Origin of the sequence: Polaromonas jejuensis NBRC 106434, from assembly GCF_001598235.1 — a bacterium.
Taxonomy (GTDB): Bacteria; Pseudomonadota; Gammaproteobacteria; order Burkholderiales; family Burkholderiaceae_C; genus Polaromonas; species Polaromonas jejuensis.
Map to the genome: position 1 here is coordinate 45,635 of NZ_BCYO01000016.1, position 25,955 is coordinate 71,589.

The window sequence follows — 25,955 nt, forward strand, 5'->3', positions numbered from 1 at the left end:
TGTAACGGCCAAGGCGCGGCAACGACCTATCGCCTTGAAGTAGAAATGGAATCAGGCGTTGGGCACGCTGATGCCCCATTTTGCAAGTGCGGCATCATCGCTGACCCGCGCATCGACCCAGCGCGCACCTTCCGGCGTCTGCTCTTTTTTCCAGAATGGCGCCTGGGTCTTGAGGTAGTCCATCAGGAACTCGCAGGCCTTGAAACTTTCACCGCGGTGCGCGGAAGTCACGGCCACCATCACCACCTGGTCCAGCGGCTGCAACAGCCCGACACGGTGAATCACCCGGACGCCAAAAATATCAAAGCGCCGCATCGCCTCGTCGATCATGGCCTCGATGGCCTTTTCGGTCATGCCGGGGTAGTGCTCCAGCTCCATGCTGCCGATGCTCAGGCCGTCATTGCGGTCACGGACGGTGCCGATAAAACTGCAGACGGCGCCCACGCGCTTGTCATGCGCGCGCAAGGCCGCAATCTCATGGGCAAGATTGAAGTCTTCGGTTGAGATCAACACGCGGGGAGAAGCCATAGAGGCGATTTTGCCACCAGCCCCTTTCCAAAGCGACCTCATGGGTTAAGATTTGGCGCATGACTGGCCACTCTCATTTCCCGACCCTCTGGACGCCCGGCGGCGCCAGCGCGGCCGGGGTATGCGCCAGCAAATCGAAAAAACCGTTGCTCATTTGACCGGGGCTGCGGTTCCGTCGTCGAATGAGCGATGGAACCGCCAGCCACTTTCAAGCCTTTTGCGCGGACACCATCTCTTGTTCCGATGACGGCCTTTCAAGCCGGTCAGTTTTTCAGGATGTGTCTTCATGCAAACAGCGCGCAATTTGAACCAGGCGAACCAGGATTTTTCGGGACTCTGGATTCCGCTCATCACCCCCTTTGACCACGGTGAGGTCGATCATGCGGCTGTAAAACGCCTGGTCGCACACTACCGCGCCAGCGGGATTGCCGGCCTGGTGGTCTGCGGCTCCACCGGCGAAGCCGCGGCCCTGAGCGATGAAGAGCAGCAGGCTGTGCTGCAAACGGTGATGTCGGAAGCGCCCGGGTTGCCCGTCGTCATGGGTTTGTCGGGCTACCATCTGGGCAAAACCGCGGCGCGCATCAAGGCGCTGGGCGCGTTGGGCATTGCCGGCTTCCTGTTGCCGGCGCCCAGCTACATCCGGCCCGCCCAGGCAGGCCTGATCGAATGGTTTACGGCCTTGGCCGATGCGAGCGCCGTACCGATCATTCTTTACGACATTCCGTACCGCACCGGCAGCACGATAACGCTGGACACGCTGATGACGCTGGCCGGCCACCCACGCATCTGCGCCATCAAGGACTGCGGGGGCGACGCCGCCAAAACCCGGGCGCTGATTGCCGGCGGCCGGCTGCAAGTCCTCAGCGGCGAAGACGCGCAAATCTTTTCAACCATGGCACAGGGCGGCCGGGGCGCGATCGCGGCGGCGGCCCATTTGCAGACCCGGCGTTTCGTTCAAATTCTGCGGCTCATCCAGGCAGGCGGGTTGTCGCAGGCCGAAGCGCTGTGGACGCCGATGCTGCCGCTGATCGAAGGACTGTTTTCAGAGCCCAACCCGGGCCCGCTGAAAGCGCTGCTGGCGCGCCAGGGACTGATCCGCGACGAATTGCGCAGCCCGATGACGCGGGCCTCCAGCGCGCTGGTTGAACGCCTGCTGCGGCTTGATGAATTGATCGTTTGAATCAACCGCCGGTGACCGGTGGAAAAAACGCCACCTCGCAGCCATCGCTCAAAAGCGCCGACTCGTCGCTCATGACCTGGTTGAGCGCCATGCGAACCGACTTGCCACGGGCCAGGCCGGCGGCATGCGCGGGGCTGGCGGCCAGCAGTTCATCGCGCAGGGCGGCCAGTGTCGCGGCGGAGGTGTCGCGCAGCTCGCTGCCCTGCCCTATGGCTTCGCGTATGGAGGCAAAGTATTTGACGGTGATTTTCATGCGCGTAGCTTCAAGCCAAGGTTTTCACGACAGGAGCGCCGAAAACGGGATGAAGCGCACGGTGTCGCCGTGCGCAATGGTCTGGCCGGCGGGGTTGTCCACCAGGCCGTCGCCCCAGACGGCAGAGGTGAGCACGCCCGAACTCTGGTTGCCGAACAGATCCAGGCCACCGGCCGCATTTTGCTTCACGCGCAGAAATTCACGGCGCTTATCGGCTCTGGGCCAGGTGAAATGGGCGGGAATCGCTATAGATTTGGGAGCAAGTTCGGTCGCCCCCTGCAGCTTGAGCAAAAAGGGCCTCACCAGCAGCAGGAAAGTCACGAAGCTGGACACCGGGTTGCCCGGCAGGCCGATGAAGTGCGCGGCACCGACCTGGCCATAGGCAAACGGCTTGCCCGGCTTGATGGCGATCTGCCAGAGATTGAGCTCGCCCAGCGCCTGGACGGCGGGCTTGATATGGTCTTCCTCGCCGACCGAAACGCCGCCACTGGTCAGGATGAGGTCGTGCTGCTGGCTGGCGCCCTTCAGCGCCGCCATCGTCGCATCGAGCCGGTCGGGCACGATGCCCAGATCGGTCACCATGCAACCCAGGCGCTGCAGCAGGGCCCGCAAGAAGAAACGGTTGGAGTTGTAGATGGCACCGGGCTTCATGTCGGCAGGCGCCACCTCGCCCGGCATCACGAGTTCGTCGCCGGTGGAAAACAGCGCCACGCGTACGCGCGGGGCCACCCGCAGCTGGTCAAAGCCTATGCTGGCCGCCAGCCCCAGCGACGCCGGCGTCAGGCGTTCGCCGCGCTGCAAAACCACGGCGCCCGCCGCCACGTCTTCGCCACGGCGGCGAATCCACTGGCCCGGTTGCGGCGGGACCTGAAGGCGCACGCCGGGGGCGCCGTCCGCCTCAACGGTTTCGCAGTCTTCCTGCATCACCACGGCATCGGCGCCGGGGGGAATCGGCGCGCCGGTGAAAATCCGCGCGGCCGACATGGCGGCCAAAGCATGGCCGCTGCTGCCCGCCGGAATCCGCTGCGTGACCTGCAACACCGTTGCGGCACCGGCCCAGTCGGCACAGCGCACGGCGTAGCCGTCCATGGAACTGTTGTCGTGTGCCGGCACATCCAGGCTGGACAGCAGGTCCTGGGCCAGCACCCGGCCATCGGCCTCAAACGTGGAAACGCTTTCGACAGCCGGCAGTGGCACAGCCCGGGCCAGCAGCGCCGTCAGCGCCAGGTCGAGCGACTGCAGAGGCGCCCGTGCAGGCACGGGAGCAGCTGGCGTGGCGGGTATGGCTGAATTTTCGGCGTCAGGGCGCATGGTGAGCTTGTCCGGAATGGGCTTGACGAGGTCAGTCGAAACGCTTTTCAAGCGAATAAAGAAAGCGCTGTTGATTGTTGACCAGGTAATCGGCCACGGCGTTGACATCGTTCAAATCCAGCACCGGGCGCAAGGTTGCTGCGGGCAGCTGGTCGGGTGAGTCCGTGGCGATGGCGACGATGAAATCGTCTTCCATGTAGTGGGCCGGCTTGGCCGAAGAAGCGCGCCAGATTTCAATTTTCGGCAAATCGCTTTTCTTGAAACCCTCGACCAGCACCCAGTCCACATCGGCGCTCAACTCGGCAATCAGCTGGTGCACGGTCAATTCGGCGGCTTGCTCAAACTCGCGTATCAGCGCCAGCCGGTGCGGCGAGGCCACCACCACCTCAAAGGCGCCGGCTTCGCGGTGGCGCCACGTGTCTTTGCCGGGGTGGTCAATGTCAAAGCTGTGATGGGCATGCTTGACGACCGACACCCGCAGGCCGCGCAGCTTGAGGGCCGGAATCAGCTTTTCCACCAGCGTTGTCTTGCCCGAGCCAGAGTACCCGGCAAATCCAGCCACGTTCATGAGTCCGCTTTCAGCAAAAGCAAAATGCTATCAATTAAATAGCTGACCGCACCCGTACAACAAGGGCTTCAGTCCGATTCAATGCACATTTTCGGCAATGTAGCGCTTGATCAGCGCGACATCGGCCGGCAGCACCTTGACGCGCTTGGGCAAGGCCTCTATGCCCTCGAATTTCGCCGGACGCGTCGGCGCCTGGCCCAGCGCTTCGACGATGGTTTCGGCAAACTTGATGGGCAGGGCCGTTTCCAGCACGATCATGGGCACACCGGCCTGAAGCTGCTCGCGCGCCACCTTCAGGCCGTCGGCGGTGTGCGTGTCTATCATGCTGCCAAAACGCTGGAAGGTGTCTTTGATGGTAGCCAGGCGGTCGGCGTGAATGCTTTTGCCGCTGACAAAACCATAGCGCTGGGCGGCCATCTGAAAAGCCGGGTCGGCGCTCAGGTCAAAGCGGCCCTGGCTGGCCAGCTGGTCGTGAAACAGCGCCCGGGTCTTGTCGCCATCGCGGCCCAGCAGGTCAAACACAAAGCGCTCGAAATTCGAGGCCTTGGAAATGTCCATGGACGGGCTGGAGGTTTCATGCGTGTCGGCGCTGCCGCGCACGCGGTAAACCCCGGTGCGGAAGAACTCGTCGAGCACATCGTTTTCGTTGGTGGCGACCACCAGCTTGTCTATGGGCAGGCCCATGCTGCGCGCCACATGGCCGGCACAGACATTGCCGAAATTGCCGGAGGGCACGGTGAAGCTGACCTTCTCGGAATTCGAACTCGTGGCCTGGAAGTAGCCGGCAAAGTAGTAAACCACCTGGGCCATCAGGCGCGCCCAGTTGATGGAGTTGACGGTGCCTATCTTGTACTGGCGCTTGAAGGCCAGGTCGTTGGACACCGCCTTGACGATGTCCTGGCAGTCGTCAAACACGCCTTCCACCGCAATGTTGTGGATGTTGTCATCCTGCAGGCTGAACATCTGCGCCTGCTGGAAGGGGCTCATGCGGCCGTTCGGCGAGGTCATGAAGACGCGCACGCCCTTTTTGCCGCGCATGGCGTATTCGGCCGCGCTGCCGGTGTCGCCGCTGGTGGCACCCAGGATGTTGAGTTCTTCGCCGCGGCGCGCCAGTTCGTACTCGAACAGATTGCCCAGCAGCTGCATGGCCATGTCCTTGAAGGCCAAGGTCGGGCCGTTGGACAGGGCCTCCAGGTAGAGGCCGTTTTCCAGCGCGCGAAGCGGCACGATTTCCCAGCTGCCGAAGACCTCCTCGGTATAGGTCCTGGCGCAGATGGCCTTCAGGTCAGCCGCGGGAATGTCGTCGACATACAGCGACAGGACTTCAAACGCCAGCTCGGCATAGGAAAGACCGCGCCACGCCGTGAGCGTGGCCTCATCCACCTGCGGATACCGTTCGGGCAGGTACAAACCGCCGTCGGGCGCCAGGCCCTCGAGCAGGATTTCGCAAAAGCGCTTGCGGTCGGCATGGCCGCGCGTGGAAATGTAAAGCATCAGGCCAGTTCCTCCTTGCGGATGCGCGTGATGGGCGCCAGCACGGTGGGCAGCGCCTGCATTTGCGCGAGTGCCGCATTCATCTTCGCCTCCACGCAGTCATGCGTGAGGATGATGAGGTCGGTTTGCGTGGAGCCTTCGCCGCCCACCTCGTCGGCTTCGCGCTGCAGCATGGCGTCTATGCTGATGCCGGCCTCGGCCAGAATGCCGGTCACCTTGGCCAGCACGCCGGCCTGGTCGGCAACCTTCAGGCGCAGGTAGTAACTCGTGACCACATCCCCCATGGCCAGCACCGGGGTGTCGCTCATGGCATCGGGCTGGAACGCCAGGTGCGGCACGCGGTGCAGCGGATCGCTGGTGTGCAGCCGCGTGATGTCCACCAGGTCGGCAATCACCGCGCTGGCCGTGGGCTCGCTGCCCGCGCCCTTGCCGTAGTACATCGTGGTGCCAACGGCATCGCCATGCACCATCACCGCGTTCATGGCGCCTTCCACATTGGCGATCAGGCGCTTCACCGGCACCAGGCAGGGATGCACGCGCAGCTCTATGCCCTTGGCCGTCTTCTTGGTGATGCCCAGCAGCTTGATGCGGTAGCCGAGCTTTTCGGCGTACTTGATGTCCTGCGCCGCCAGCTGGGTGATGCCCTCGACATAGGCCTTGTCAAACTGCACCGGGATGCCGAAGGCAATCGCCGACATCAGGGCGGCCTTGTGCGCGGCATCCACGCCTTCAATGTCAAAGGTCGGGTCGGCCTCGGCGTAGCCCAGGCGCTGCGCTTCCTTGAGCACCACCTCAAAGTCCAGGCCCTTGTCGCGCATCTCGCTGAGGATGAAATTGGTGGTGCCGTTGATGATGCCGGCAATCCATTCGATGCGGTTGGCCGTGAGGCCTTCGCGCAGCGACTTGATGATGGGAATGCCGCCGGCGACGGCGGCTTCAAAAGCCACCATCACGCCCTTGCGGTGCGCCGCGGCAAAAATCTCGGTGCCGTGCACCGCCAGCAAGGCCTTGTTGGCGGTCACCACATGCTTGCCCGCCTCGATGGCTTCCATGACCAGCTGGCGGGCAATGCCGTAGCCGCCTATCAGCTCGACCACGATGTCGATCTCCGGGTTGGCAATCACCGCGCGGGCATCGGCCACCACCTGGACGCTGCTGCCCACAACCGCCTGGGCGCGTGCGGTGTCCAGGTCGGCCACCATGGTGATTTCAATGCCGCGGCCGGCACGGCGCAGGATTTCCTCCTGGTTGCGCTGCAAGACGTTGAACACGCCGCCGCCTACCGTGCCTATGCCCAGCAGGCCCACTTGGATGGATTTCAGATTCGTCGATGTCGGTTTCATATGATTCAATGGTCAAAAGTGCCTGCAGCCCCTGCTGGAATTGCATTAGTTGCTATTATTTCGATAGTTCTCAAGAAATTTGGCAATGCGCCCTATGGCCTCGCGAAGGTCTTCCTCATGCGGCAGAAAGACGATGCGGAAATGGTCCGGCGCCGCCCAGTTGAAGCCCGTGCCCTGCACCAGCATCACCTTGGTTTCCTTCAGCAACTCGAGGAAGAATTGCCGGTCGTCCGTGATCGGATACACCTTGGGATCGAGCCGGGGGAACATGTAGAGCGCCGCGCTGGGCTTGACACAGCTGACACCCGGAATCGCCGTGATCAGCTCGTAGGCCAGGTCGCGCTGGCGCCGCAGGCGTCCGCCCTCGCCCACCAGGTCGTTGATGCTCTGGTAGCCGCCCAGGGCCGTCTGGATGCCCCACTGGCCCGGCACGTTGGAGCACAGCTTCATGTTGGCCAGCATGTTCAGGCCCTCGATGTAGTCCTGCGCCTGCTTCTTGGGACCCGACACCACCAGCCAGCCGGCGCGGTAACCGCAGGAGCGGTAGCTCTTGGAGAGCGAATTGAAGGTCAGGGTCAGCACGTCCGTCGACAGGCTGGCCATGGCGGTGTGGCGGGCGCCGTCGTACAGCACCTTGTCGTACACCTCGTCCGCCAGGATCACCAGGCCATGCTCGTGGGCGAGCTGGACAATGCTTTTGAGCAATTCGTCGGAATACAAGGCGCCGGTCGGGTTGTTCGGATTGATGACCACGATGCCCTTGGTCTTGGGCGTGATCTTGGCACGGATGTCGGCCAGGTTGGGCATCCAGCCGTTGGCCTCATCGCACACATAGTGCACCGGCGTGCCGCCCGACAGGCTGGTGGTGGCCGTCCACAAGGGGTAGTCGGGCGAAGGCAGCAGCAGTTCGTCGCCGTCGTCAAGCAGCGCGTTGGTGGCCATCGAGATCAGTTCGCTGGCGCCGTTGCCCAGGTAAATATCGTCCAGCGTCACGCCCTTGATGCCCTGTCTTTGCGTTTCGTGCATCACCGCCTTGCGCGCCGCAAAAATGCCCTTGCTGTCCGAATAACCGGCCGAGGCCGGCAGGTTGCGGATCATGTCCTGCTGGACTTCCTCGGGCGCATCGAAGCCGAACACCGCGAGATTGCCAATATTGAGCTTGATGAGCTTTTGCCCCTCTTCCTCCATCTGCTTGGCGGCGTCCATGATGGGGCCGCGGATGTCGTAAAGCACATTGGCCAATTTGGCAGATTTGGTGATCGGTTTCATGAATTCTCTGGATATTTGGGCAAAGACCACACCGCCAGGCGCAGGGCAAACGGTAAGAAGCCAGCACCGCAACGGGAAATTCGGGCGGAATCTATAATTTGACCACATAAATAGCGGCTTTCGCTGGCAAAGCGCCATCAATAAGCCCTTGGCCGCCGCCGCTCGCCAGCCCTCCCAACGCCATGAATCCCGCATGAAACTTCAGCCAGACCGTCTTGATGTTCAGTCCATCCTTGCCTACGGCCCGGGATGGGTGGGGCTGGGCAACAACGGTGTGGCCGAAAAAATCGAGCACAGCATCGTGATTGGCTCGCGGGGCGAGAAGTTTGACTGGAACTGCACGCGTTTCGAGCAACTCACCGCCGAGCACTTCGCCCAGCTGGCCCAAACCAGGCCGGAATTGGTGATTTTCGGCAGCGGAACGCGCCTGCGTTTTCCGCCCCCGGCCTTCCTGCGCGTCCTGATGGAGCAGCGCATAGGCCTTGAAACCATGGACACCCTGGCGGCCTGCCGCACCTACAACATCCTGGCCGGCGAGGGCCGGCAGGTGGTAGCAGCCCTACTGATTGAATCCTGAGAAAGAGAAGGCTGAAGCGCCTTCTCTTTCGGGGTAAAATCTAGGGTTGCACTTGGTGCTACATGGGCTTACCACCCGCATGCGCTACCAAAGGCCGCGGCCAATTACAACTACTTTCGTCAGGGTCTACTCAGTATGGCAGTCGTCGTCAATAAACCTCTCCCCGAATTTGAAGCGAACGCCACAGGTGGCCTCAAGGTTTCCAACCAGTCCCACCTGGGACAAGTCATTGTGCTGTACTTTTACCCCAAGGACAACACGCCCGGCTGCACCACAGAAGCCATGCAGTTTCGCGACCGCTACAAGGATTTCGTCAAGGCTGGCGCCACCGTGTTCGGTGTTTCGCGCGACAACATGAAGTCGCACGACGAGTTCAAGACCAAGCTGGAACTCCCGTTTGAGCTGATTGCCGACACCGAAGAAAAAATGTGCCACATGTTTGGCGTGGTCAAAAACAAGATCATGTACGGCAAAAAAGTGAAAGGCATTGAGCGCAGCACCTTTCTGATCGGCGCCGACGGCCTGCTGAAGGAAGAATGGCGCGGACTGAAAGTCCCCGGCCATGTCGACGACGTCCTCAAGGCCGTCAAGGCCCTCAAGAAGCCCGCCTGAGAAGCCATGCTGAAGGGGGCCGGGTCGCCCGGTAACAACAGTCGATTGCCGGGTCATATGAGTTGTGCATAATGAACTCATGCCGTTGACCTTCGCGACTGCGCCCAAAGAAAAAGCCGCCCCGGCCTTGAGGCGGCTTTTTTGTTTCCGGAACTTCAATTAGAGAGTTTTAAGCACCATGCCACTGCCTCCCGCCCCGACCAAACGTGCCGCCCTGCTCTCACCCGACGCGCTCGATGCGCCTGCGCGCTCGCCCGCCAAGGCGACGCGAAAGACGAAAAACACGGAATCCGTCCAGAGCCCTCCCGTGCTGGACCTGTTTGACAGCCGCCTGGCAAGCGGCGGCGACCACCCAGTTGCCTTCAAGGGAAAAGAGCCTTCCAGCCCCACAAAGACGGGCGAAGGAAGCTATAAAAAAGAGAGCATTTCGCTCCCCCAAGGCGTAGCAAAACCGAAAAAAGCCAAGCGCACGGGGCCCGCCAAACTGTTTGTGCTGGACACCAACGTGCTGATGCACGACCCGATGTGCCTGTTCCGCTTTGAAGAACACGACATCTTCTTGCCCATGATCGTGCTCGAAGAGCTCGACGGCCACAAAAAAGGCATGACCGAGGTGGCCCGCAATGCGCGCCAGACCAGCCGCACGCTGGACGCGCTGGCCGGCGCCCAGGGCGCCGACATTGACAAGGGCCTGAAGCTGGACACCACCGGCCACACCGAAGCGGGCGGCTGCGTGTTTTTCCAGACCAAGCCGCTGGACTACACGCTGCCCGTGAGCCTGCCGCAGGGCAAGGCCGACAACCAGATCCTCGGCGTGGTCGAGGCCCTGCGCAAGGAATACGCGCCGCGCGAAGTCGTGCTGGTGTCCAAAGACATCAATATGCGCGTCAAGGCCCGCGCACTCGGGCTGGTCACCGACGACTACCAGAACGACAAGGCCCTGGAAGACAGCGACCTGCTGTATTCCGGCGCGCTGGCCCTGCCGGCAGATTTCTGGACGCGCCAGAGCAAGACTGTGGAAAGCTGGCAGCAAGGCAGCCACACCTTCTACCGCATCACCGGCCCCATCGTGCCCAGCCTGCTGATCAACCTGTTTGTATTTTTTGAAGCGCCCGGCGAGCCGCCGCTCTATGCGCGGGTCACGGAAATTCGCGACAAAACCGCCGTCCTGAAGACGCTGAAGGACTACAGCCACCTCAAGAATGCCGTGTGGGGCGTGACCATGCGCAATCGCGAACAAAACTTCGCCATGAACCTGCTGATGGACCCGGATGTTGACTTTGTCACGCTGGCGGGCACGGCAGGCACCGGCAAAACGCTGATGGCGCTGGCCAGCGGCCTCACGCAGGTGCTGGATGATCGCCGCTATACCGAAATCATCATGACGCGCGCCACGGTATCCGTCGGCGAAGACATTGGCTTCCTGCCGGGCACCGAAGAGGAAAAAATGGGCCCCTGGATGGGCGCGCTCGACGACAACCTGGAAGTGCTGGGCAAGACCGACACCGGCTCCGGCGAATGGGGGCGCGCGGCCACCAATGAACTGATCCGCTCACGCATCAAGGTCAAAAGCATGAACTTCATGCGCGGCCGCACCTTCCTCAACAAATACGTGATCATCGACGAGGCGCAAAACCTGACGCCCAAGCAGATGAAGACCCTCATCACCCGCGCCGGGCCGGGCACCAAGATCATCTGCATGGGCAATCTGGCGCAGATTGATACCCCCTACCTCACCGAAGGCTCTTCAGGCATGACCTTCGCTGTGGACCGCTTCAAGGGCTGGCCGCATGGCGGGCACATCACGCTGGCCCGCGGCGAGCGTTCACGGCTGGCCGATTTCGCCAGCGAGGTGCTTTGACTCCATAGCGGGATGGAATTTGGAACACACTTGCCTGCGGCCAGGATGGCGCAGGCAGGCGGGTGATTCAAGCCACGAAAACAAAAAAGCCAAGTCGGATGACTTGGCTTTTTTTATTCTTATTCTTTATTGTTCTTCGTATTCTGGTGGGCGGTGCAAGTTTCGAACTTGCGACCCCTGCAGTGTGAATGCAGTGCTCTACCCCTGAGCTAACCGCCCTGTCGGTCAGCCTATGATTATAAGGGGTTTCAGGCTACTTTTTCACTTCAAGCGTTTAAAACTCGCCAAACAGTTTTTCCCTTGCTGGATTTGTCGATGTCGACCAGCAGTTTTTCGTGGTCCGCGAGCTCCTGCTCATTGGCCGCCAGCAGGGGAAGCTCAAACCCGCTGAGATCAATCTGCGGGACGCTGTCGCTGCCCTCCTGGGAGGAGCTCCCCACATCGATCATCAGGCTGTTTTGCCCGCGTGTGAGGTTGATATACACGTCCGCGAGCAACTCGGCATCCAGCAAGGCGCCGTGCAAGGTCCGGCCCGAATTGTCGACTTCGAGCCGGTCGCACAGGGCGTCGAGCGAATTTCGTTTGCCCGGAAACATCTCCTTGGCCATCATCAGGCTGTCGGTGATCTTGGCCACGCAATGCCTGATCGGCTCCCGGCCTATGAGTTCGAGTTCCTTGTTCAGAAAGCTCACGTCAAACGGCGCGTTGTGGATGATGATCTCGGCGCCCTGCAGGTAGTCCAGCAGTTCGTCGGCCACGGCCGCGAACTTGGGCTTGTCCTTCAGGAACTCATTGCTGATGCCGTGAACCTTGAGCGCATCCTCATGGCTGTCGCGCTCAGGATTCAGGTAGAAATGCTTGTTATTGCCCGTGAGCTTGCGACCCACCAGCTCCACGCAGCCGATTTCAATGATGCGGTCGCCGCTGTCAGCGGACAGACCCGTGGTTTCAGTGTCTAAAACGATTTGGCGCATGACACGGATTATCGCTCCGGCCCCTGTCGCGGGCCTACGGAAGGCGAGACAACCTTTTCGGGCCGTCCGGCAAAAAAAAGCCCGCAATTTCGCGGGCCTTGGGCTCTTGGCCGGGTTACTGCACCACTGCAGGATCAGTGAATTTCCTTGGCATGGTTGATGGAGTACTTGGGAATCTCCACCGTCAGGTCTTTTTGCGCCAGCAAGGCCTGGCAGCTCAGGCGTGAGTTGGGCTCCAGCCCCCAGGCGCGGTCCAGCAGGTCTTCTTCGCTTTCGTCGAGTTCATTCAGCGAGTTGAAGCCTTCCCGCACGATCACATGGCAGGTCGTGCAGGCGCAGCTCATGTCGCACGCATGCTCGATATTGATCTTGTTGTCGAGCAGGGCCTCGCAGATGGACGTGCCCGCGGGCGCCGTGATCTCAGCACCTTGAGGGCAGTATTCGGGGTGGGGCAGTATTTTGATGATGGGCATGGTGTCAACTTGACGGTATGGGGCTGCTGAAGACTTCGCTCAGAGCGCCTCGATGTTTTTCCCGGCCAGGGCGGTCTGTATGCCCCGGTTCATGCGCTGCGCGGCAAACGCTTCGGTGCCCCTGGCCAATGCCTGGGTAGCCGCTTCAATGGTGGCCGCATCACCGTGCGCACGCGCATCGGTGAGCGCGACCATCAGGCTGTCAATCTGCGCCCGTTCGTTGGGGCTGAGCAGGTCCGCGTCTGCCGCCAGGGCGCTTTGCGTGGCCAGCACCATGCGGTCCGCGTCCACCCTGGCCTCGGCCAGCGCGCGCGCCTGCATGTCCTGCTGGGCCGTGGCAAAGCTGTCTTGCAGCATGCGGGCGATCTCCTCGTCCGACAAACCGTAGGAAGGCTTCACATCAATGCGCGCCTCGACCCCGCTGCCCTGCTCCCTGGCATTGACGCTGAGCAAGCCATCGGCATCCACGGTGAAGGTCACGCGGATGCGCGCCGCACCCGCGGCCATGGGCGGGATGCCGCGCAACTCGAAGCGGGCCAGGCTGCGGCAGTCGGCCACCAGGTCCCGCTCGCCCTGCACCACATGCAGGGCCAGCGCCGTCTGGCCGTCCTGGTAGGTGGTGAAGTCCTGCGCCATGGCCGTCGGTATGGTCTGGTTGCGCGGCACAATGCGCTCGACCAGGCCGCCCATGGTCTCTATGCCCAGCGACAGCGGAATCACGTCGAGCAGCAGCAGGTCGGTTCCTGTGTGGTTGCCCGCCAGCTGGTTGGCGGAAATGGCGGCCCCAAGTGCCACCACCTCGTCGGGATTCAGGTTGGTCAATGGCTCGCGGCCGAAAAAGCTGGCCACGGCCTTGCGCACTTGCGGCATGCGCGTGGAGCCGCCCACCAGCACAACGCCCTGAATCTCGTCCTTGGTTAATTTGGCGTCACGCAAGGCCTTGCGCACCGCCGTCAGGGTGCGCTGGGTGAGGTGCGCGGTGGCGGTTTCAAAATCCGCCGCCTGCATCTCGAAATTGATGGAGGCCTTGGCCAGCTGCACAGAAAACGGAACGGGATCCGCCGCGGACAAGGCCTCCTTGCAGGCGCGCGCCGTCTGTTGCAGGGCCGCCTTGTCCGAGGGCGTCAGGGTATCGGCAGCCAGGCCCGCCTTGGCCAGCGCCCATTCCGCCATGGCGCGGTCATAGTCGTCACCGCCGAGGGCGGAATCGCCTCCCGTGGAAACCACTTCGAACACGCCCTGCGTCAGGCGCAGGATGGAAATGTCAAAGGTCCCGCCGCCCAGGTCGTAAACCGCATAAACGCCTTCGCTGGCGTTGTCCAGGCCATAGGCAATCGCCGCCGCGGTGGGTTCGCTGATAAGGCGCAGCACATTCAGGCCCGCCAGTTGCGCGGCATCTTTCGTGGCCTGGCGCTGGGATTCATCGAAATAGGCGGGCACCGTGATCACGGCGCCATACACATCGTCATTGAAGGTATCTTCGGCCCGATAGCGCAGCGTGGCCAGAATTTCGGCGCTGATCTCGACCGGGCTTTTTTCACCGGCGGCGGTTTGCAGGGTGACCATGCCGGGCTTGTCGTTGAGTTGGTAGGGCAACTGGGCGCGGCTGGCAATGTCATGAATGCCCCGCCCCATCAGGCGCTTGACGGAGGAGATGGTGTTGCGTGGGTCTTCGACCTGGGCCGCCAGCGCGTCGAAACCGACCTGGCGCCGCTCGGCGTCCAGGTAGCGCACGACGCTGGGCAAAATCACGCGCCCCTGATCATCAGGCAGGCATTCGGACACGCCGTTGCGCACACTGGCGACCAGCGAGTGCGTGGTGCCCAGGTCGATGCCGACGGCAATGCGTCGCTGGTGGGGGTCTGGCGTTTGGCCGGGTTCGGATATTTGCAGGAGTGCCATGACGCTTGTCTGTTGTAACTTTTGTAATGCTTCATTGTCCCAGCTGGTCGATGCGGGCATCCACCTCGCTGGCAAAGCGCTCAATAAACATAAGGCTTCTGACCTGATGGGCCGCTGCCGCATAGTCCTTTCGGGCATCCAGCGTCTGCTCTATTTTTGATAGCTGCTTGCGCATGCTGGCCAAGGACTGGGAGGCTATTTCATCCATATCCTGCAGGGTTTCAGCCTCGTCCAGTGCTTCGCGCCACTGCATTTGCTGCACCAGGAAATCAGGCGGCATGGCCGTGTTGTGTTCGGCATGGATGGGCGCGCCGTGCAATTCGCACAGGTAGCTGGCCCGCTTCAAGGGGTTTTTGAGCCGCTGATAGGCCTCGTTGATGCGCACCGACCATTGCATGGCCAGGCGCTGGGCGGCCGCGCCCTGGGCCGCAAACTTGTCGGGATGGGCCTCACGCTGCAACTCTTTCCAGCGCGCATCCAGCACGGCGCTATCCTGCGCAAACTGCATGGGCACGCCAAAAAGTTCAAAGTCGGTGGAATGAATATTCATGTCAAGAAAAAGCCGCCAGCACGGTCAGTGTGGGCGGCTCTGTGAGGGCGGAGCGCTGCTGGGAATTCGCTGGTCAAACGCGGAAGCTCTCGCCACAACCACAGCGATCACGCTCATTGGGATTGATGAACTTGAAGCCCTCGTTCAAACCCTCGCGCACAAAATCGAGTTTCGTGCCGTCAATGTAGGCCATGCTTTTCGGGTCCACCAGCACCTTGACGCCGTTGTCTTCGAACACCACGTCCTCGGGTGCAATCTCGTCGGCATATTCAAGCTTGTAGGCCAGACCCGAGCATCCCGTGGTCTTGACGCCCAGGCGCACACCCACCCCCTTGCCGCGCTTGGTTATGTAGCGGGTCACGTGGCGGGCAGCTGCGTCGGTAAGGGTAACGGACATTCAAATCACTCGAAAAATAAACCAGTTGATCAGTGCGCGGCTTCGATGCGTTTTTGCTTGTAATCGTTCACGGCGGCCTTGATGGCGTCTTCCGCCAGGATGGAGCAGTGAATTTTCACAGGCGGCAGCGCCAGTTCTTCGGCGATGGCACTGTTCTTGATGCTGGCCGCTTCGTCCAGCGTCTTACCCTTGACCCACTCGGTCACCAGCGAGCTGGAGGCAATTGCCGAGCCGCAGCCGTAGGTCTTGAAGCGCGCGTCTTCAATCACGCCCGTGGTCGGGTTGACCTTGATCTGCAGCTTCATCACGTCGCCGCAGGCCGGGGCGCCGACCATGCCGGTGCCTACCGTTTCGTCGCCCTTTTCAAAAGAGCCGACGTTGCGGGGATGTTCATAGTGATCTACCACTTTTGCGCTGTATGACATGAATAACTCCTAAGTTCTGTTTGCTGGCAGATGGCTGCGATCTGATCTCAGGCCACCTGAACGCCCGTTTGCTTAATGCGCCGCCCACTGGATGGTGGACAGGTCGACGCCATCCTTGAACATTTCCCACAGTGGAGACAGTTCGCGCAGCTTGACCACGTTTTCCTTGATGGTGGCAACGGCGTAATCGATCTCTTCTTCGGTGCTCCAGCGGCCTATCGTCATGCGCAGGCTGCTGTGCGCCAGCTCGTCGCTGCGGCCCAGGGCGCGCAGCACATAGCTGGGCTCCAGACTGGCCGAGGTGCAGGCAGAACCGCTGGACACGGCCAGGCCCTTGATGCCCATGATCAGCGACTCGCCTTCAACGAAGTTGAAGCTCATGTTCAGGTTGTGCGGCACGCGCTTGTCGGCGTGGCCGTTGAGGAAGACCTCCTCGATGTCCTTGAGGCCATTGAGCATGCGCTCATGCAAAGCCTGGATGCGTTTGTTTTCTTCGTGCATCTCGGCCTTGGCAATGCGGTAGGCCTCGCCCATGCCCACGCATTGGTGGGTCGGCAAGGTGCCGGAACGCATGCCGCGCTCGTGGCCGCCACCGTGCATTTGCGCTTCCAGGCGCACACGCGGCTTACGGCGCACATACAAGGCGCCAATGCCCTTGGGGCCGTAGGTCTTGTGCGAGGTCAAGCTCATCAGGTCAACCGGCAGCGTCTGCAGGTCGATGTCGACACGGCCCGTCGCCTGCGCGGCGTCCACATGGAAAATGATGCCCTTTTCGCGGCACAGGGCGCCAATGGCCGGAATGTCCTGAATCACGCCAATTTCGTTGTTGACGAACATCACGCTGACCAGGATGGTATCGGGCCGGATGGCCGCCTTGAGCGCATCCAGATTGAGCAGGCCGTCGGCCTGCACATCCATATAGGTGACTTCAAAGCCCTGGCGCTCCAGTTCACGGCAGGTATCGAGCACCGCCTTGTGCTCGGTCTTGACCGTGATGATGTGTTTGCCCTTGCTTTGGTAGAAATGGGCGGCACCCTTGATCGCCAGATTGTTGGACTCGGTTGCACCGCTGGTCCAGACGATCTCGCGCGGATCGGCGCCAATCAGTGCGGCAACCTGCTCACGCGCTTTTTCAACCGCAGCTTCTGCCTCCCAGCCCCACGCATGGCTGCGCGACGCGGGGTTGCCGAAATGCTCGCGCAACCAGGGGATCATGGCATCCACCACCCGTGGGTCGCACGGGTTGGTGGCGCTGTAGTCCATGTAAATCGGGAAATGTGGAGTATCCATGTGGCTAGCTCTTTAATTCACAGGCTGGCTGGCAGCTCAAAACAATGACGTCAACGCATTCAGGTCAAAACCGGACGAAAAACCGCCTTCAACCCATCAGGATTTGGAAAATGCATTGCCCAGGGCGAACACCGAATTGGGTGCATTCACACGAATGGGTTTGACGACGGGCGCGGTGTAAATGGCTTTTTTCACCTGCGGGGTATTTTCGATCACCACGCCCTTGGCCAGCTGGTCATCCACCAGTTTTTGCAGGGTCACGGAATCCAGGAACTCCACCATGCGGCTGTTCAGCGAGGCCCACAACTCATGCGTCATGCAGCGGCCGCCTTCACCCAGGCAGTTTTCCTTGCCACCGCACTGGGTCGCATCGATCGGCTCGTCCACCGACACAATGATGTCGGCCACGGTGATCTCGGACGCCTTGCGGCCCAGCGTATAGCCGCCGCCCGGACCACGGGTGGACTCCACCAGTTCATGGCGGCGCAGCTTGCCGAACAGCTGTTCGAGGTAAGACAGGGAAATTTGTTGGCGTTGGCTGATCGCAGCCAGCGTGACTGGGCCACTGTTCTGGCGCAGACCCAAATCAATCATTGCAGTGACCGCAAAGCGGCCTTTGGTCGTGAGGCGCATGGCAAGCTCCTTTATGGCTTGATGGTCGTTTTCAGCCCCGAAAGCTTGTGGCCGCCAGGGAACTCTTCCTCCTGCCGCCCAGGTAGTCAGCCGGTGTTGCGGGGGGCTTTTCTTGTTGTTGGATTGTTCTTGACTGTTTTCGTCAAGTATAGCACAGCCCCGTGTTTACCCGGGAGTGCGCCCCAAACCGTGGCTTAACCCATAACACCACAGCCTCCAAACGCCCGCAAACACCATTTAGTACCAAAGCGGTACAACCGGTCCTGACCCAGCCTGCCCAGGCCAGAAAGAGCTCGGCAAGCCCTGACTAAAGCCTAAAGCCGGTCGGGGTCGGCTGTCGAAACCGGCGGCACATTGTCGGTGCCTGGCGCACCAAAGGCCTGCTGCTTCAGCACATGCAGTTGGTCCCGCACCCTGGCGGCTTTCTCGAATTCGAGGTTTTTCGCATGCTCGACCATCTGCTTTTCCAGCCGCTTGATTTCGCGGGCGATGTCTTTTTCGCTCATGTCCTCGACCAGCGCTTTTTGCAGCTCGAGTTTTTCGGCTTCCTTGCCCGATTTTTCGCTGTAAACGCCGTCAATCAGGTCCCGGATACGCTTGACCACGCTGCGCGGCGTGATGTCGTGTTCCAGATTGAAGGCGATTTGCTTGTTGCGCCGGCGCTCGGTTTCATCCATGGCCTTTTTCATGGAGTCCGTGATGCGGTCGGCATACAGAATGGCCCGACCGTTCAGGTTGCGGGCGGCACGGCCTATGGTCTGGATCAGGCTGCGCTCGGCGCGCAAAAAGCCCTCCTTGTCGGCATCCAGAATCGCCACCAGGCTGACCTCGGGAATATCCAGGCCCTCGCGCAGCAGGTTGATCCCCACCAGCACGTCGAAAGCGCCCAGCCGCAGGTCGCGCAGGATTTCCACCCGTTCGACCGTGTCCACGTCGCTGTGCAAATAGCGCACCTTGACGCCGTTGTCACTGAGGTAGTCCGTCAGCTGCTCGGCCATGCGCTTGGTCAGCGTGGTGATCAGCACCCGCTCATTCTTCTCGACGCGGATGCGGATTTCCTGCAGCACGTCGTCGACCTGGTGCGTGGCCGGCCTGACCTCCACCTGCGGGTCCACCAGGCCCGTGGGACGGACCAGTTGCTCCACCACTTTCCCGGAATGCTCTTTCTCGTACGCCGCCGGCGTGGCCGAAACAAACACCGCCTGCCGCATCTTGGATTCGAACTCCTCGAACTTGAGCGGCCGGTTGTCCAGCGCGCTGGGCAGGCGAAAACCGTATTCCACCAGGGTGGTCTTGCGCGCCCGGTCGCCGTTGTACATGGCGTTGAGCTGGCCAATCATCACGTGGCTCTCGTCCAGAAACATCAGCGCGTCTTTGGGCAGGTAATCGCACAGCGTCGAAGGCGCCGAGCCCGGCGCCGAGCCGCTGAGGTGGCGGGTGTAGTTCTCGATGCCCTTGCAGTGCCCTATCTCGCTGAGCATTTCCAGGTCGAAGCGGGTGCGCTGCTCGATGCGCTGGGCCTCGACCAGCTTGCCATCGGCCACAAACCGGCCCACGCACTCGGACAGCTCCAGCTTGATGGTCTCCACCGCCATCATGACCTTGTCGCGTGGCGTCACGTAATGGCTTTTCGGGTAGACCACAAAACGCGGGATTTTCTGCCGGATGCGGCCCGTGAGCGGGTCAAACAGCTGCAGGGACTCGATTTCATCGTCAAACAGCTCTATGCGGATCGCCAGCTCGGAATGCTCGGCCGGAAAGATGTCGATGACGTCGCCACGCACCCGGAAGGTGCCGCGCGAAAAGTCCTGGTCGTTGCGCGTGTACTGCATGCGGATCAGGCGCGCAATCACATCGCGCTGCCCCATCTTGTCGCCGGTGCGGGCGATGAAGCGCATCTGGGTGTAATCCTCGGGCGCGCCAATGCCGTAAATCGCGCTCACCGTGCCGACGATGATGGTATCCCGGCGCTCCAGCACGCTCTTGGTGGCCGAAAGCCGCATCTGCTCGATGTGCTCGTTGATGGCGGAGTCCTTTTCAATGAAAAGATCGCGCTGCGGCACATAGGCCTCGGGCTGGTAGTAGTCGTAATAGCTGACGAAATATTCCACCGCGTTCTTGGGGAAAAACTCCCGGAATTCGCTATAAAGCTGGGCTGCCAGGGTCTTGTTGGGCGCAAACACGATGGCCGGCCGGCCCAGGCGGGCGATCACATTGGCCATGGTGTAGGTTTTGCCGGAACCGGTCACGCCCAGCAGGGTCTGGAACACCTCGCCGTCATTGACGCCCTCGACCAGCTCTTCAATGGCCTGGGGCTGGTCACCCGCCGGCGGGTAGGGCTGAAACAACTCAAACGGGGAATCCGGAAAGCGGATGAACTGGCCGGTGGCGCTGGGCTGCTCGGCGGACTCGGCAATGGCTTCAATGGCTTCTGGCATAAAAACTCGATCCAGCCCCGCTAAAATTGAGGGCAATCAAACAGAATACGACATTCGGGCGAAAATGGGAATTGCAACCCGTGATGACCCGCGAGCCCAGCCCACCTGGCGAAAAGCCGGAAAAAGCATCAATTTCGCGCTATTTTTTTACTTTCTGAGGATATTCCATGTCTTTGTTTACCGCTGTCGAAATGGCCCCTCGTGACCCCATCCTGGGTCTGAACGAGCAGTTCAATGCCGACACCAACCCGGCCAAGGTCAACCTCGGCGTCGGTGTCTATTTCGACGACAACGGCAAGCTGCCCCTCTTGCAATGCGTGCAGGCAGCCGAAAAAGCCATGATGGCCACGCCTTCGCCGCGTGGCTACCTGCCGATTGACGGCATTGCCGCTTACGATGCGGCCGTCAAGGGACTGGTGTTTGGCGCTGACAGCGAACCCGTCACCTCCGGCCGCGTGGCCACCGTCCAGGGCATTGGCGGCACCGGCGGCCTGAAGATAGGCGCCGACTTCTTGAAGCACCTGAAGCCCAATGCCAAGGTGCTGATCAGCGACCCGAGCTGGGAAAACCACCGCGCCCTGTTCACCGAAGCCGGTTTCACGGTCGACACCTACGCCTACTACGATGCAGCCAAGCGCGGCGTCAATTTTGACGGCATGCTGGCCAGCCTGAACGCCGCCGCGCCCGGCACCATTGTCGTGCTGCACGCCTGCTGCCACAACCCGACCGGCTACGACATCACTGCCGCCCAGTGGGACCAGGTGGTTGCAGCCGTCAAGGCCAAAGACCTCGTCGCCTTCCTCGACATGGCCTACCAGGGCTTTGGCTACGGCATTGCCGAAGATGGCGTCGTCATCGGCAAATTTGTGGCGGCCGGCCTGGATTTCTTTGTCTCCACCTCGTTTTCCAAGAGCTTCAGCCTGTACGGCGAACGCGTGGGCGCGCTCAGCGTGCTGTGCGAAAGCAAGGAAGAAGCCGCCCGCGTGCTGAGCCAGCTCAAGATCGTGATCCGCACCAACTACTCCAACCCGCCCATCCATGGCGGTGCGGTGGTCGCCGCCGTGCTCGGCAACCCCGAACTGCGCGCCCTGTGGGAGCAGGAACTGGGCGAGATGCGCGTGCGCATCAAGGCCATGCGCCAGAAACTGGTCGATGGCCTCAAGGCTGCCGGCGTGCAGCAGGACATGAGCTTCATCACCACCCAGATCGGCATGTTCAGCTACTCGGGCCTCTCCAAAGACCAGATGGTGCGCCTGCGCAACGAGTTTGGCGTGTACGGCACCGACACCGGCCGCATGTGCGTGGCGGCGCTCAACAGCAAGAACATCGACTACGTCTGCGCATCGATTGCCAAGGTGATGTAAGTTCCCCCCAGCCACTGACTGCTGACCACCGTAAAAAAGCCGCCCTCAGGGCGGCTTTCCTTTTTCAGGCATAAAAACTGGCTCCAGCCCCTATGCCTGCTGCGCAAGCAGCTACTCTTTCAATAGCGCTTTCGCGACGGTTTGGCCATCAACCCCAGACCACCGAGCGCATGGAAATCGAGCCGCCCTGGTAACTGGTGTTGAAAAAGCGCATGGCCTCCCTCGCCTCCACCGCGCCCGCAGCGTACAGCAGCGGCAGGTAGTGCTCATGTGTCGGGTGAGCCATCTTGGCCACCTGCCCCAGCTTCTGGAAATTCTGCAGAGCGTCCAGATTGCCCTGCTGGATGTAGCCACCGATGGTCTGATCAAACTCCAGCGCCCAGTCATAAGCCTGGCTGGCCGTGGCACCGCGCTGCATCTGGCGTAGGTTATGCACGATGTTGCCGCTGGCCACCACCAGCACGCCCCGGTCGCGCAAGGCCTTGAGCTGCTTGGCCAGTGCGTAATGGTCTTCGGGGCCGCGCGCGTAATCCATGCTGAGCTGGATCACAGGGATATCCGCCTCCGGGAACATGGGCTTGAGCACCGACCACGCGCCGTGGTCCAGCCCCCACTCCCCCCCATCCAGCCCCAACGGCGCCGAGGCCCGCTGGCGCACCAGCAGGCTGATGGCCTGGGCCGCCGCCGGCTCACCTGGCGCGGGGTATTGCTGGTCAAACAGCTCCTGCGGAAAACCACCAAAGTCGTGAATGGTTTTGGGCTGGGCCATCGCGGTCAGCCACCAGCCCTCGGTCAGCCAATGAGCCGAAATGCACAAAATCAGTTGCGGGCGCGGCCATTTGGCGCCGAACTCCGCGCCCAGCGCCTGCCAGCTGCGCCGGTATTCGTTGTCGCCAATGGCGTTCATGGGACTGCCGTGGCCGATAAAAAGCACCGGCATCCGGTCTGATTTTTTCAGGGATGGCAGGCGGTCAAGCGCGGCGGCGTCTGGGGTGGGCAGCATATATTTTCCTGTAAAGCGCAATGGCCCCTGGCAGCACCCAAGGCCGCAGGATCCTCGTCACAATCAGATGGTAATCGTTAGCGGCGCCCTGTGAACGCCTGGAAGCAGGCTTCTCACCCGGCCTGAATGGGTAGCCATGCGCCTGCCGGAAACCGCCGGCGCCTGTTAGCCTGTTATATTGCAAATCGCAACCCACTTCGATTTCCACTAAGATTTCACCCAGACCGTCAAACCGAAAGTTCCTTCCATGCTGTATCAAGTCTATGAAACCCAGCGCACCTTGATGGAACCCTTTGTTGACTTTGCGCAGGCCGCGGCAAAGCTCTACAGCAACCCCTTGTCGCCGCTAGGGCAAAACCCGTTCGCCCAGCGCGTGGCGGCCAGCTACAGCCTGATTTACCGCCTGGGCAAGGACTACGAAAAACCGGCTTTTGACATCCAGAAGGTGGACGTGGATGGCACCAGCGTCGCCATTCACGAACGGGTCGAAATTGACAAGCCTTTTTGCGAACTGCGCCGCTTCAAGCGCTTTACCGACGACCCGGCGACGCTGACCAAGCTCAAGGGCCAGCCGGCCGTGCTGATCGTGGCGCCGCTGTCGGGCCACTACGCCACCCTGTTGCGCGACACCGTCAAAACCATGCTGAAAGACCACAAGGTCTACATCACCGACTGGAAAAACGCCCGCACCGTGCCCCTGTCCGAGGGCTGCTTCAGCCTCGACGACTACGTCAACTACGTGCAGGAATTCATACGCCATGTGCAGGGCATTTACGGCAACTGCCACGTCATCAGCGTGTGCCAGCCCACCGTGCCGGTGCTGGCGGGCATCTCGCTGATGGCGTCGCGCGGCGAATCCACGCCGCTGAGCATGACCATGATGGGCGGCCCGATTGACGCCCGCAAATCGCCGACGGCCGTCAACAACCTGGCCATGAACAAAAGCTACGAGTGGTTTGAAAACAACGTGATTTACCGCGTGCCCAGCAGCTTCCCCGGTGCAGGGCGACGCGTGTATCCCGGCTTTTTGCAGCACAGCGGCTTTGTAGCCATGAACCCCGACCGCCACGCCAGCAGCCACTACGACTACTTCCAGGACCTGATCAAGGGCGACGACGCCAGCGCAGAGGCCCACCGCAGGTTTTACGACGAGTACAACGCAGTGCTGGACATGGACGCTGATTACTACCTGGACACCATCAAGACCGTGTTCCAGGAGTTCAAGCTGGTGAATGGCACCTGGGATGTGATGGGCGTAGACGGCAAACTTGAACGCGTACGCCCCGAGGACATCAAGACCACGGCCCACTTCACCATCGAAGGCGAGCTGGATGACATTTCCGGGGCCGGCCAGACCGAAGCCGCCCACAGCCTTTGCTACAACGTCCCGAAGGCGCGCCAGCAGCATCTGGAAGTCAAGGGTGCGGGCCACTACGGGATTTTCAGCGGCCGCCGCTGGCGCGAATTCGTCTATCCGCAGGTCAAGGCCTTTATTCTTGAAAACAATCAACCCCTGGCCCAGGCTGATCGGGCGCCCTCAGCTACCAAAACAGTAGCAAAATCCGCCGCTTCCGCTTCCGCTTCCGCCGCCGCCAAAGCGATAGCCAAAGCCACGGTAAAACCAGCCGGCAAGTCAGCCGCCCCAAGGCGCGCGCGCAGCGCCTGATTTCACAGCGCGGCGCGGCAGGCCAGTTACAAGTAGGACAATAGGCGGGTGAGCCCACCCGCCGAAAGCCTCCTTTTTGACCGCATTAATGCCGCGCTGCCGCAAACCCAGTGCACGCGCTGCGGCTACCCCGACTGCGCGGCCTACGCGCAAGCCATCGCCGCTGGCGAAGCCGCCATCAACCAGTGCCCCCCGGGCGGTGCCGAGGGCATCGCCCGCCTTGCCGCCATCACCGGCCTGCCCGTACAGCCGCTGAACCCGGCCAACGGCGTCGAAGGCCCGCGTGCCGTGGCCATCATTGACGAAAACTGGTGCATAGGCTGCACCCTGTGCATCAAGGCCTGCCCGACCGACGCGATTGTGGGCAGCAACAAGATGATGCATACCGTGATCGAGCCTTACTGCACCGGCTGCGAGCTGTGCGTGCCGGTGTGCCCGGTGGACTGCATCAGCCTGGAAAATGTCACGGGTACGCGCACCGGCTGGAGCGCCTGGTCGCAGGCCGAGGCCGACACGGCCCGTAGCCGCTATGAGTTTCATAGCTACCAGCGCAGCCTGGATAAGGGCCAGAGCCCTAAAAAGCTTGAAAAAATGGAGAAAGCGCCGCAGCCCGCCGACAGCCAGGCGCCAGGAAACCCGGCGCGTTCAGAGGCCGATGCGGCCGTGGCCGAGCGCAAGCGTGCGGTGATTGAGGCTGCACTGGCCCGGGCGCGGGCGCAGCGCGAGCAAAAAACCTGAACCGACCGCCACCCGGGGATTGAGGGCCGGCAAGCGCCCTCAGGCCGGCAGCCGGGTCAGGCCCAGCACCTCGGACTCATAGGCGTGCAGCGACGGCGCTCCACCGGTGTGTATGAACAGCACGTTCTCATCGCGCTTGAAAAAGCCCCGGCGCGCCAGGCCTATCAGGCCGGCCATGATTTTTCCGGTGTAGACCGGGTCCAGCAAAATCGCCTCGGTGCGCGCCAGCAGCTGCACGGCCTCCACCATGGCCTGGTTCGGCACCGAGTATTTGGGCCGCCACCAGTCGCCAAAACTCAGCACCGCCTCGCGCGGAATCGTCATGTCCAGGCCCAGCAAGTCGGCCACGGCCTGCGCTTCCTTGTGCACCAGCGGATCCTGGTCGGCCGGATCGCGGCTCACGCCAATGCCGATGAGCGGGATGTTGATGCGGTTGCCCAGAAAGCCTGCCAGCAGGCCGCCGTGCGTGCCGGAGCTGCCCGAGCCGACGACGATCTTGTCGATTTGCACGCCCTGCTCGAAGAACTGCTGCTGCAGCTCCTGTGCGCAGGCCACATAACCGAGCCCGCCAATCGCGTTGGAGCCACCGCCCGGCACGATGTAGCCCTTGCGGCCCTCTTTGGCCAGCTCGGCCGCCACTTGCTGCATGGCTTCGAGCATGTTGCTGCCGGCCGGCACCACGCTGAGCGCCTCCACGCCCAGCAGACGGAACAGGAAATTGTTGCCGCTGGCGTCCGGCTTGTAGCTGCCCGGCACGCGCTCTTCAATCACAAAGCGGCATTTGAGGCCTTCCTTGATGGCCGCGCTGAGCGTGGCGCGGCAATGGTTGGACTGCGGTGCGCCGCAGGTGATCAATGTGTCAGCGCCCTGCGCCAGCGCGTCGGCCACCAGAAACTCCAGCTTGCGCGTCTTGTTGCCACCGGGCGTCAGGCCCAGCATATCGTCGCGCTTGATCCACACATTGGGGCCGCCGCCGACATCGCAGCTGGCACGCAGGGCTTTCGTGAAATGCGGCAAAAACTCCAGCGGGGTGGCGCCGTGGGAGTAACGGCGGCGGGGAAAGCGGGATAAATCCATGTCTCAATCCTCCATTGGTAAAAACTGAC

The 25,955-nt window shown here is 61.6% G+C and carries 24 protein-coding genes, 1 tRNA gene and 1 pseudogene; 7 read left to right on the forward strand and 19 right to left on the reverse strand.

Annotated elements, in window-relative coordinates; all coding sequences use genetic code 11:
* Positions 1-51 precede the first annotated feature (51 nt).
* On the reverse strand, positions 52-528 hold the full coding sequence (locus PJE01S_RS16805; RefSeq protein ID WP_068834794.1) for a molybdenum cofactor biosynthesis protein MoaE: 477 nt from the start codon (positions 526-528) through the stop codon (positions 52-54).
* A gap of 286 nt (positions 529-814) precedes the next feature.
* On the opposite strand from PJE01S_RS16805, the gene dapA reads away from it, so the two are divergent.
* Positions 815-1,708 (forward strand): 4-hydroxy-tetrahydrodipicolinate synthase, encoded by an 894-nt coding sequence (dapA, locus tag PJE01S_RS16810; protein ID WP_068834795.1) that lies wholly within the window; start codon positions 815-817, stop codon positions 1,706-1,708.
* A gap of 1 nt (position 1,709) precedes the next feature.
* Here dapA and moaD read toward each other — a convergent pair whose 3' ends face one another.
* The 6 genes and pseudogenes from moaD to PJE01S_RS16840 form a co-directional block, all read right to left on the reverse strand.
* The gene (gene moaD / locus PJE01S_RS16815; protein WP_068834796.1) at positions 1,710-1,961 is read right to left on the reverse strand and encodes a molybdopterin converting factor subunit 1; all 252 of its coding nucleotides are present in this window, start codon (positions 1,959-1,961) and stop codon (positions 1,710-1,712) included.
* 24 nt (positions 1,962-1,985) lie between these two features.
* Positions 1,986-3,272, reverse strand: coding sequence for a molybdopterin molybdotransferase MoeA (locus tag PJE01S_RS16820; protein ID WP_068834857.1), 1,287 nt, complete (start codon positions 3,270-3,272; stop codon positions 1,986-1,988).
* Positions 3,273-3,303: 31 nt separating this feature from the next.
* Positions 3,304-3,846 (reverse strand): annotated as a pseudogene (gene mobB / locus PJE01S_RS16825) (molybdopterin-guanine dinucleotide biosynthesis protein B); the annotation flags it as partial.
* Between the two features lie 72 nt (positions 3,847-3,918).
* Positions 3,919-5,334, reverse strand: coding sequence for a threonine synthase (gene thrC / locus PJE01S_RS16830; RefSeq protein ID WP_068834798.1), 1,416 nt, complete (start codon positions 5,332-5,334; stop codon positions 3,919-3,921).
* Positions 5,334-6,656, reverse strand: a complete 1,323-nt coding sequence (locus PJE01S_RS16835) for a homoserine dehydrogenase (protein ID WP_068834858.1) — start codon at positions 6,654-6,656, stop codon at positions 5,334-5,336. The genes thrC and PJE01S_RS16835 overlap by 1 nt, the downstream gene beginning before the upstream one ends.
* A 66-nt stretch (positions 6,657-6,722) precedes the next feature.
* On the reverse strand, positions 6,723-7,946 hold the full coding sequence (locus PJE01S_RS16840; RefSeq protein ID WP_068834799.1) for a pyridoxal phosphate-dependent aminotransferase: 1,224 nt from the start codon (positions 7,944-7,946) through the stop codon (positions 6,723-6,725).
* A gap of 193 nt (positions 7,947-8,139) precedes the next feature.
* On the opposite strand from PJE01S_RS16840, the gene PJE01S_RS16845 reads away from it, so the two are divergent.
* The 3 genes from PJE01S_RS16845 (at position 8,140) to PJE01S_RS16855 (ending at position 10,996) form a co-directional block, all read left to right on the forward strand.
* Positions 8,140-8,523: an Mth938-like domain-containing protein gene (locus PJE01S_RS16845; protein ID WP_068834800.1), complete on the forward strand. Its 384-nt coding sequence runs from the start codon at positions 8,140-8,142 to the stop codon at positions 8,521-8,523.
* 135 nt (positions 8,524-8,658) lie between these two features.
* Entirely contained in the window at positions 8,659-9,135 is a 477-nt protein-coding gene (locus tag PJE01S_RS16850) for a peroxiredoxin (RefSeq protein WP_068834801.1), read from the forward strand.
* 178 nt (positions 9,136-9,313) lie between these two features.
* A complete protein-coding gene (locus PJE01S_RS16855; RefSeq protein WP_068834802.1) occupies positions 9,314-10,996 on the forward strand; it encodes a PhoH family protein in 1,683 nt (560 codons plus the stop codon).
* 144 nt (positions 10,997-11,140) lie between these two features.
* Here the strand turns inward: PJE01S_RS16855 and PJE01S_RS16860 are convergent.
* From PJE01S_RS16860 to uvrB, 10 genes are all read right to left on the reverse strand, one after another.
* Positions 11,141-11,215: transfer RNA gene (locus PJE01S_RS16860), tRNA-Val, on the reverse strand.
* Between the two features lie 47 nt (positions 11,216-11,262).
* On the reverse strand, positions 11,263-11,970 hold the full coding sequence (dnaQ, locus tag PJE01S_RS16865; protein ID WP_068834803.1) for a DNA polymerase III subunit epsilon: 708 nt from the start codon (positions 11,968-11,970) through the stop codon (positions 11,263-11,265).
* A gap of 134 nt (positions 11,971-12,104) precedes the next feature.
* Complete coding sequence (fdx, locus tag PJE01S_RS16870) at positions 12,105-12,443, reverse strand: ISC system 2Fe-2S type ferredoxin (RefSeq protein WP_068834804.1); 339 nt, start codon at positions 12,441-12,443, stop codon at positions 12,105-12,107.
* Between the two features lie 39 nt (positions 12,444-12,482).
* Positions 12,483-14,345, reverse strand: a complete 1,863-nt coding sequence (gene hscA, locus PJE01S_RS16875; RefSeq protein WP_068834805.1) for a Fe-S protein assembly chaperone HscA — start codon at positions 14,343-14,345, stop codon at positions 12,483-12,485.
* A 31-nt stretch (positions 14,346-14,376) separates the two neighbouring features.
* A complete protein-coding gene (hscB, locus tag PJE01S_RS16880; protein ID WP_068834806.1) occupies positions 14,377-14,895 on the reverse strand; it encodes a Fe-S protein assembly co-chaperone HscB in 519 nt (172 codons plus the stop codon).
* A gap of 73 nt (positions 14,896-14,968) precedes the next feature.
* The gene (iscA, locus tag PJE01S_RS16885; RefSeq protein ID WP_068834807.1) at positions 14,969-15,292 is read right to left on the reverse strand and encodes an iron-sulfur cluster assembly protein IscA; all 324 of its coding nucleotides are present in this window, start codon (positions 15,290-15,292) and stop codon (positions 14,969-14,971) included.
* A 29-nt stretch (positions 15,293-15,321) separates the two neighbouring features.
* Positions 15,322-15,717, reverse strand: coding sequence for a Fe-S cluster assembly scaffold IscU (iscU, locus tag PJE01S_RS16890; RefSeq protein ID WP_068834808.1), 396 nt, complete (start codon positions 15,715-15,717; stop codon positions 15,322-15,324).
* 72 nt (positions 15,718-15,789) lie between these two features.
* Positions 15,790-17,007 (reverse strand): IscS subfamily cysteine desulfurase, encoded by a 1,218-nt coding sequence (locus PJE01S_RS16895; protein ID WP_068834809.1) that lies wholly within the window; start codon positions 17,005-17,007, stop codon positions 15,790-15,792.
* A 96-nt stretch (positions 17,008-17,103) separates the two neighbouring features.
* Positions 17,104-17,640, reverse strand: a complete 537-nt coding sequence (gene iscR, locus PJE01S_RS16900; protein WP_068834810.1) for a Fe-S cluster assembly transcriptional regulator IscR — start codon at positions 17,638-17,640, stop codon at positions 17,104-17,106.
* A gap of 314 nt (positions 17,641-17,954) precedes the next feature.
* Positions 17,955-20,078 (reverse strand): excinuclease ABC subunit UvrB, encoded by a 2,124-nt coding sequence (gene uvrB, locus PJE01S_RS16905; RefSeq protein WP_068834811.1) that lies wholly within the window; start codon positions 20,076-20,078, stop codon positions 17,955-17,957.
* Positions 20,079-20,245: 167 nt separating this feature from the next.
* On the opposite strand from uvrB, the gene PJE01S_RS16910 reads away from it, so the two are divergent.
* Positions 20,246-21,442, forward strand: a complete 1,197-nt coding sequence (locus tag PJE01S_RS16910; protein WP_068834812.1) for an amino acid aminotransferase — start codon at positions 20,246-20,248, stop codon at positions 21,440-21,442.
* Between the two features lie 148 nt (positions 21,443-21,590).
* Here PJE01S_RS16910 and ygiD read toward each other — a convergent pair whose 3' ends face one another.
* Positions 21,591-22,445: a 4,5-DOPA-extradiol-dioxygenase gene (gene ygiD / locus PJE01S_RS16915; RefSeq protein ID WP_068834813.1), complete on the reverse strand. Its 855-nt coding sequence runs from the start codon at positions 22,443-22,445 to the stop codon at positions 21,591-21,593.
* Positions 22,446-22,692: 247 nt separating this feature from the next.
* Between ygiD and PJE01S_RS16920 the strand changes: the two genes are divergently transcribed.
* Both PJE01S_RS16920 and rsxB read left to right on the forward strand, forming a co-directional pair.
* Complete coding sequence (locus tag PJE01S_RS16920; RefSeq protein ID WP_068834814.1) at positions 22,693-24,111, forward strand: polyhydroxyalkanoate depolymerase; 1,419 nt, start codon at positions 22,693-22,695, stop codon at positions 24,109-24,111.
* 48 nt (positions 24,112-24,159) lie between these two features.
* Positions 24,160-24,849 (forward strand): electron transport complex subunit RsxB, encoded by a 690-nt coding sequence (gene rsxB, locus PJE01S_RS16925; protein WP_068834815.1) that lies wholly within the window; start codon positions 24,160-24,162, stop codon positions 24,847-24,849.
* A 39-nt stretch (positions 24,850-24,888) separates the two neighbouring features.
* On the opposite strand, the gene cuyA is transcribed toward rsxB, so the two are convergent.
* Positions 24,889-25,926, reverse strand: a complete 1,038-nt coding sequence (gene cuyA, locus PJE01S_RS16930; protein WP_068834816.1) for a D-cysteate sulfo-lyase — start codon at positions 25,924-25,926, stop codon at positions 24,889-24,891.
* Between the last annotated feature and the right edge of the window lie 29 nt (positions 25,927-25,955).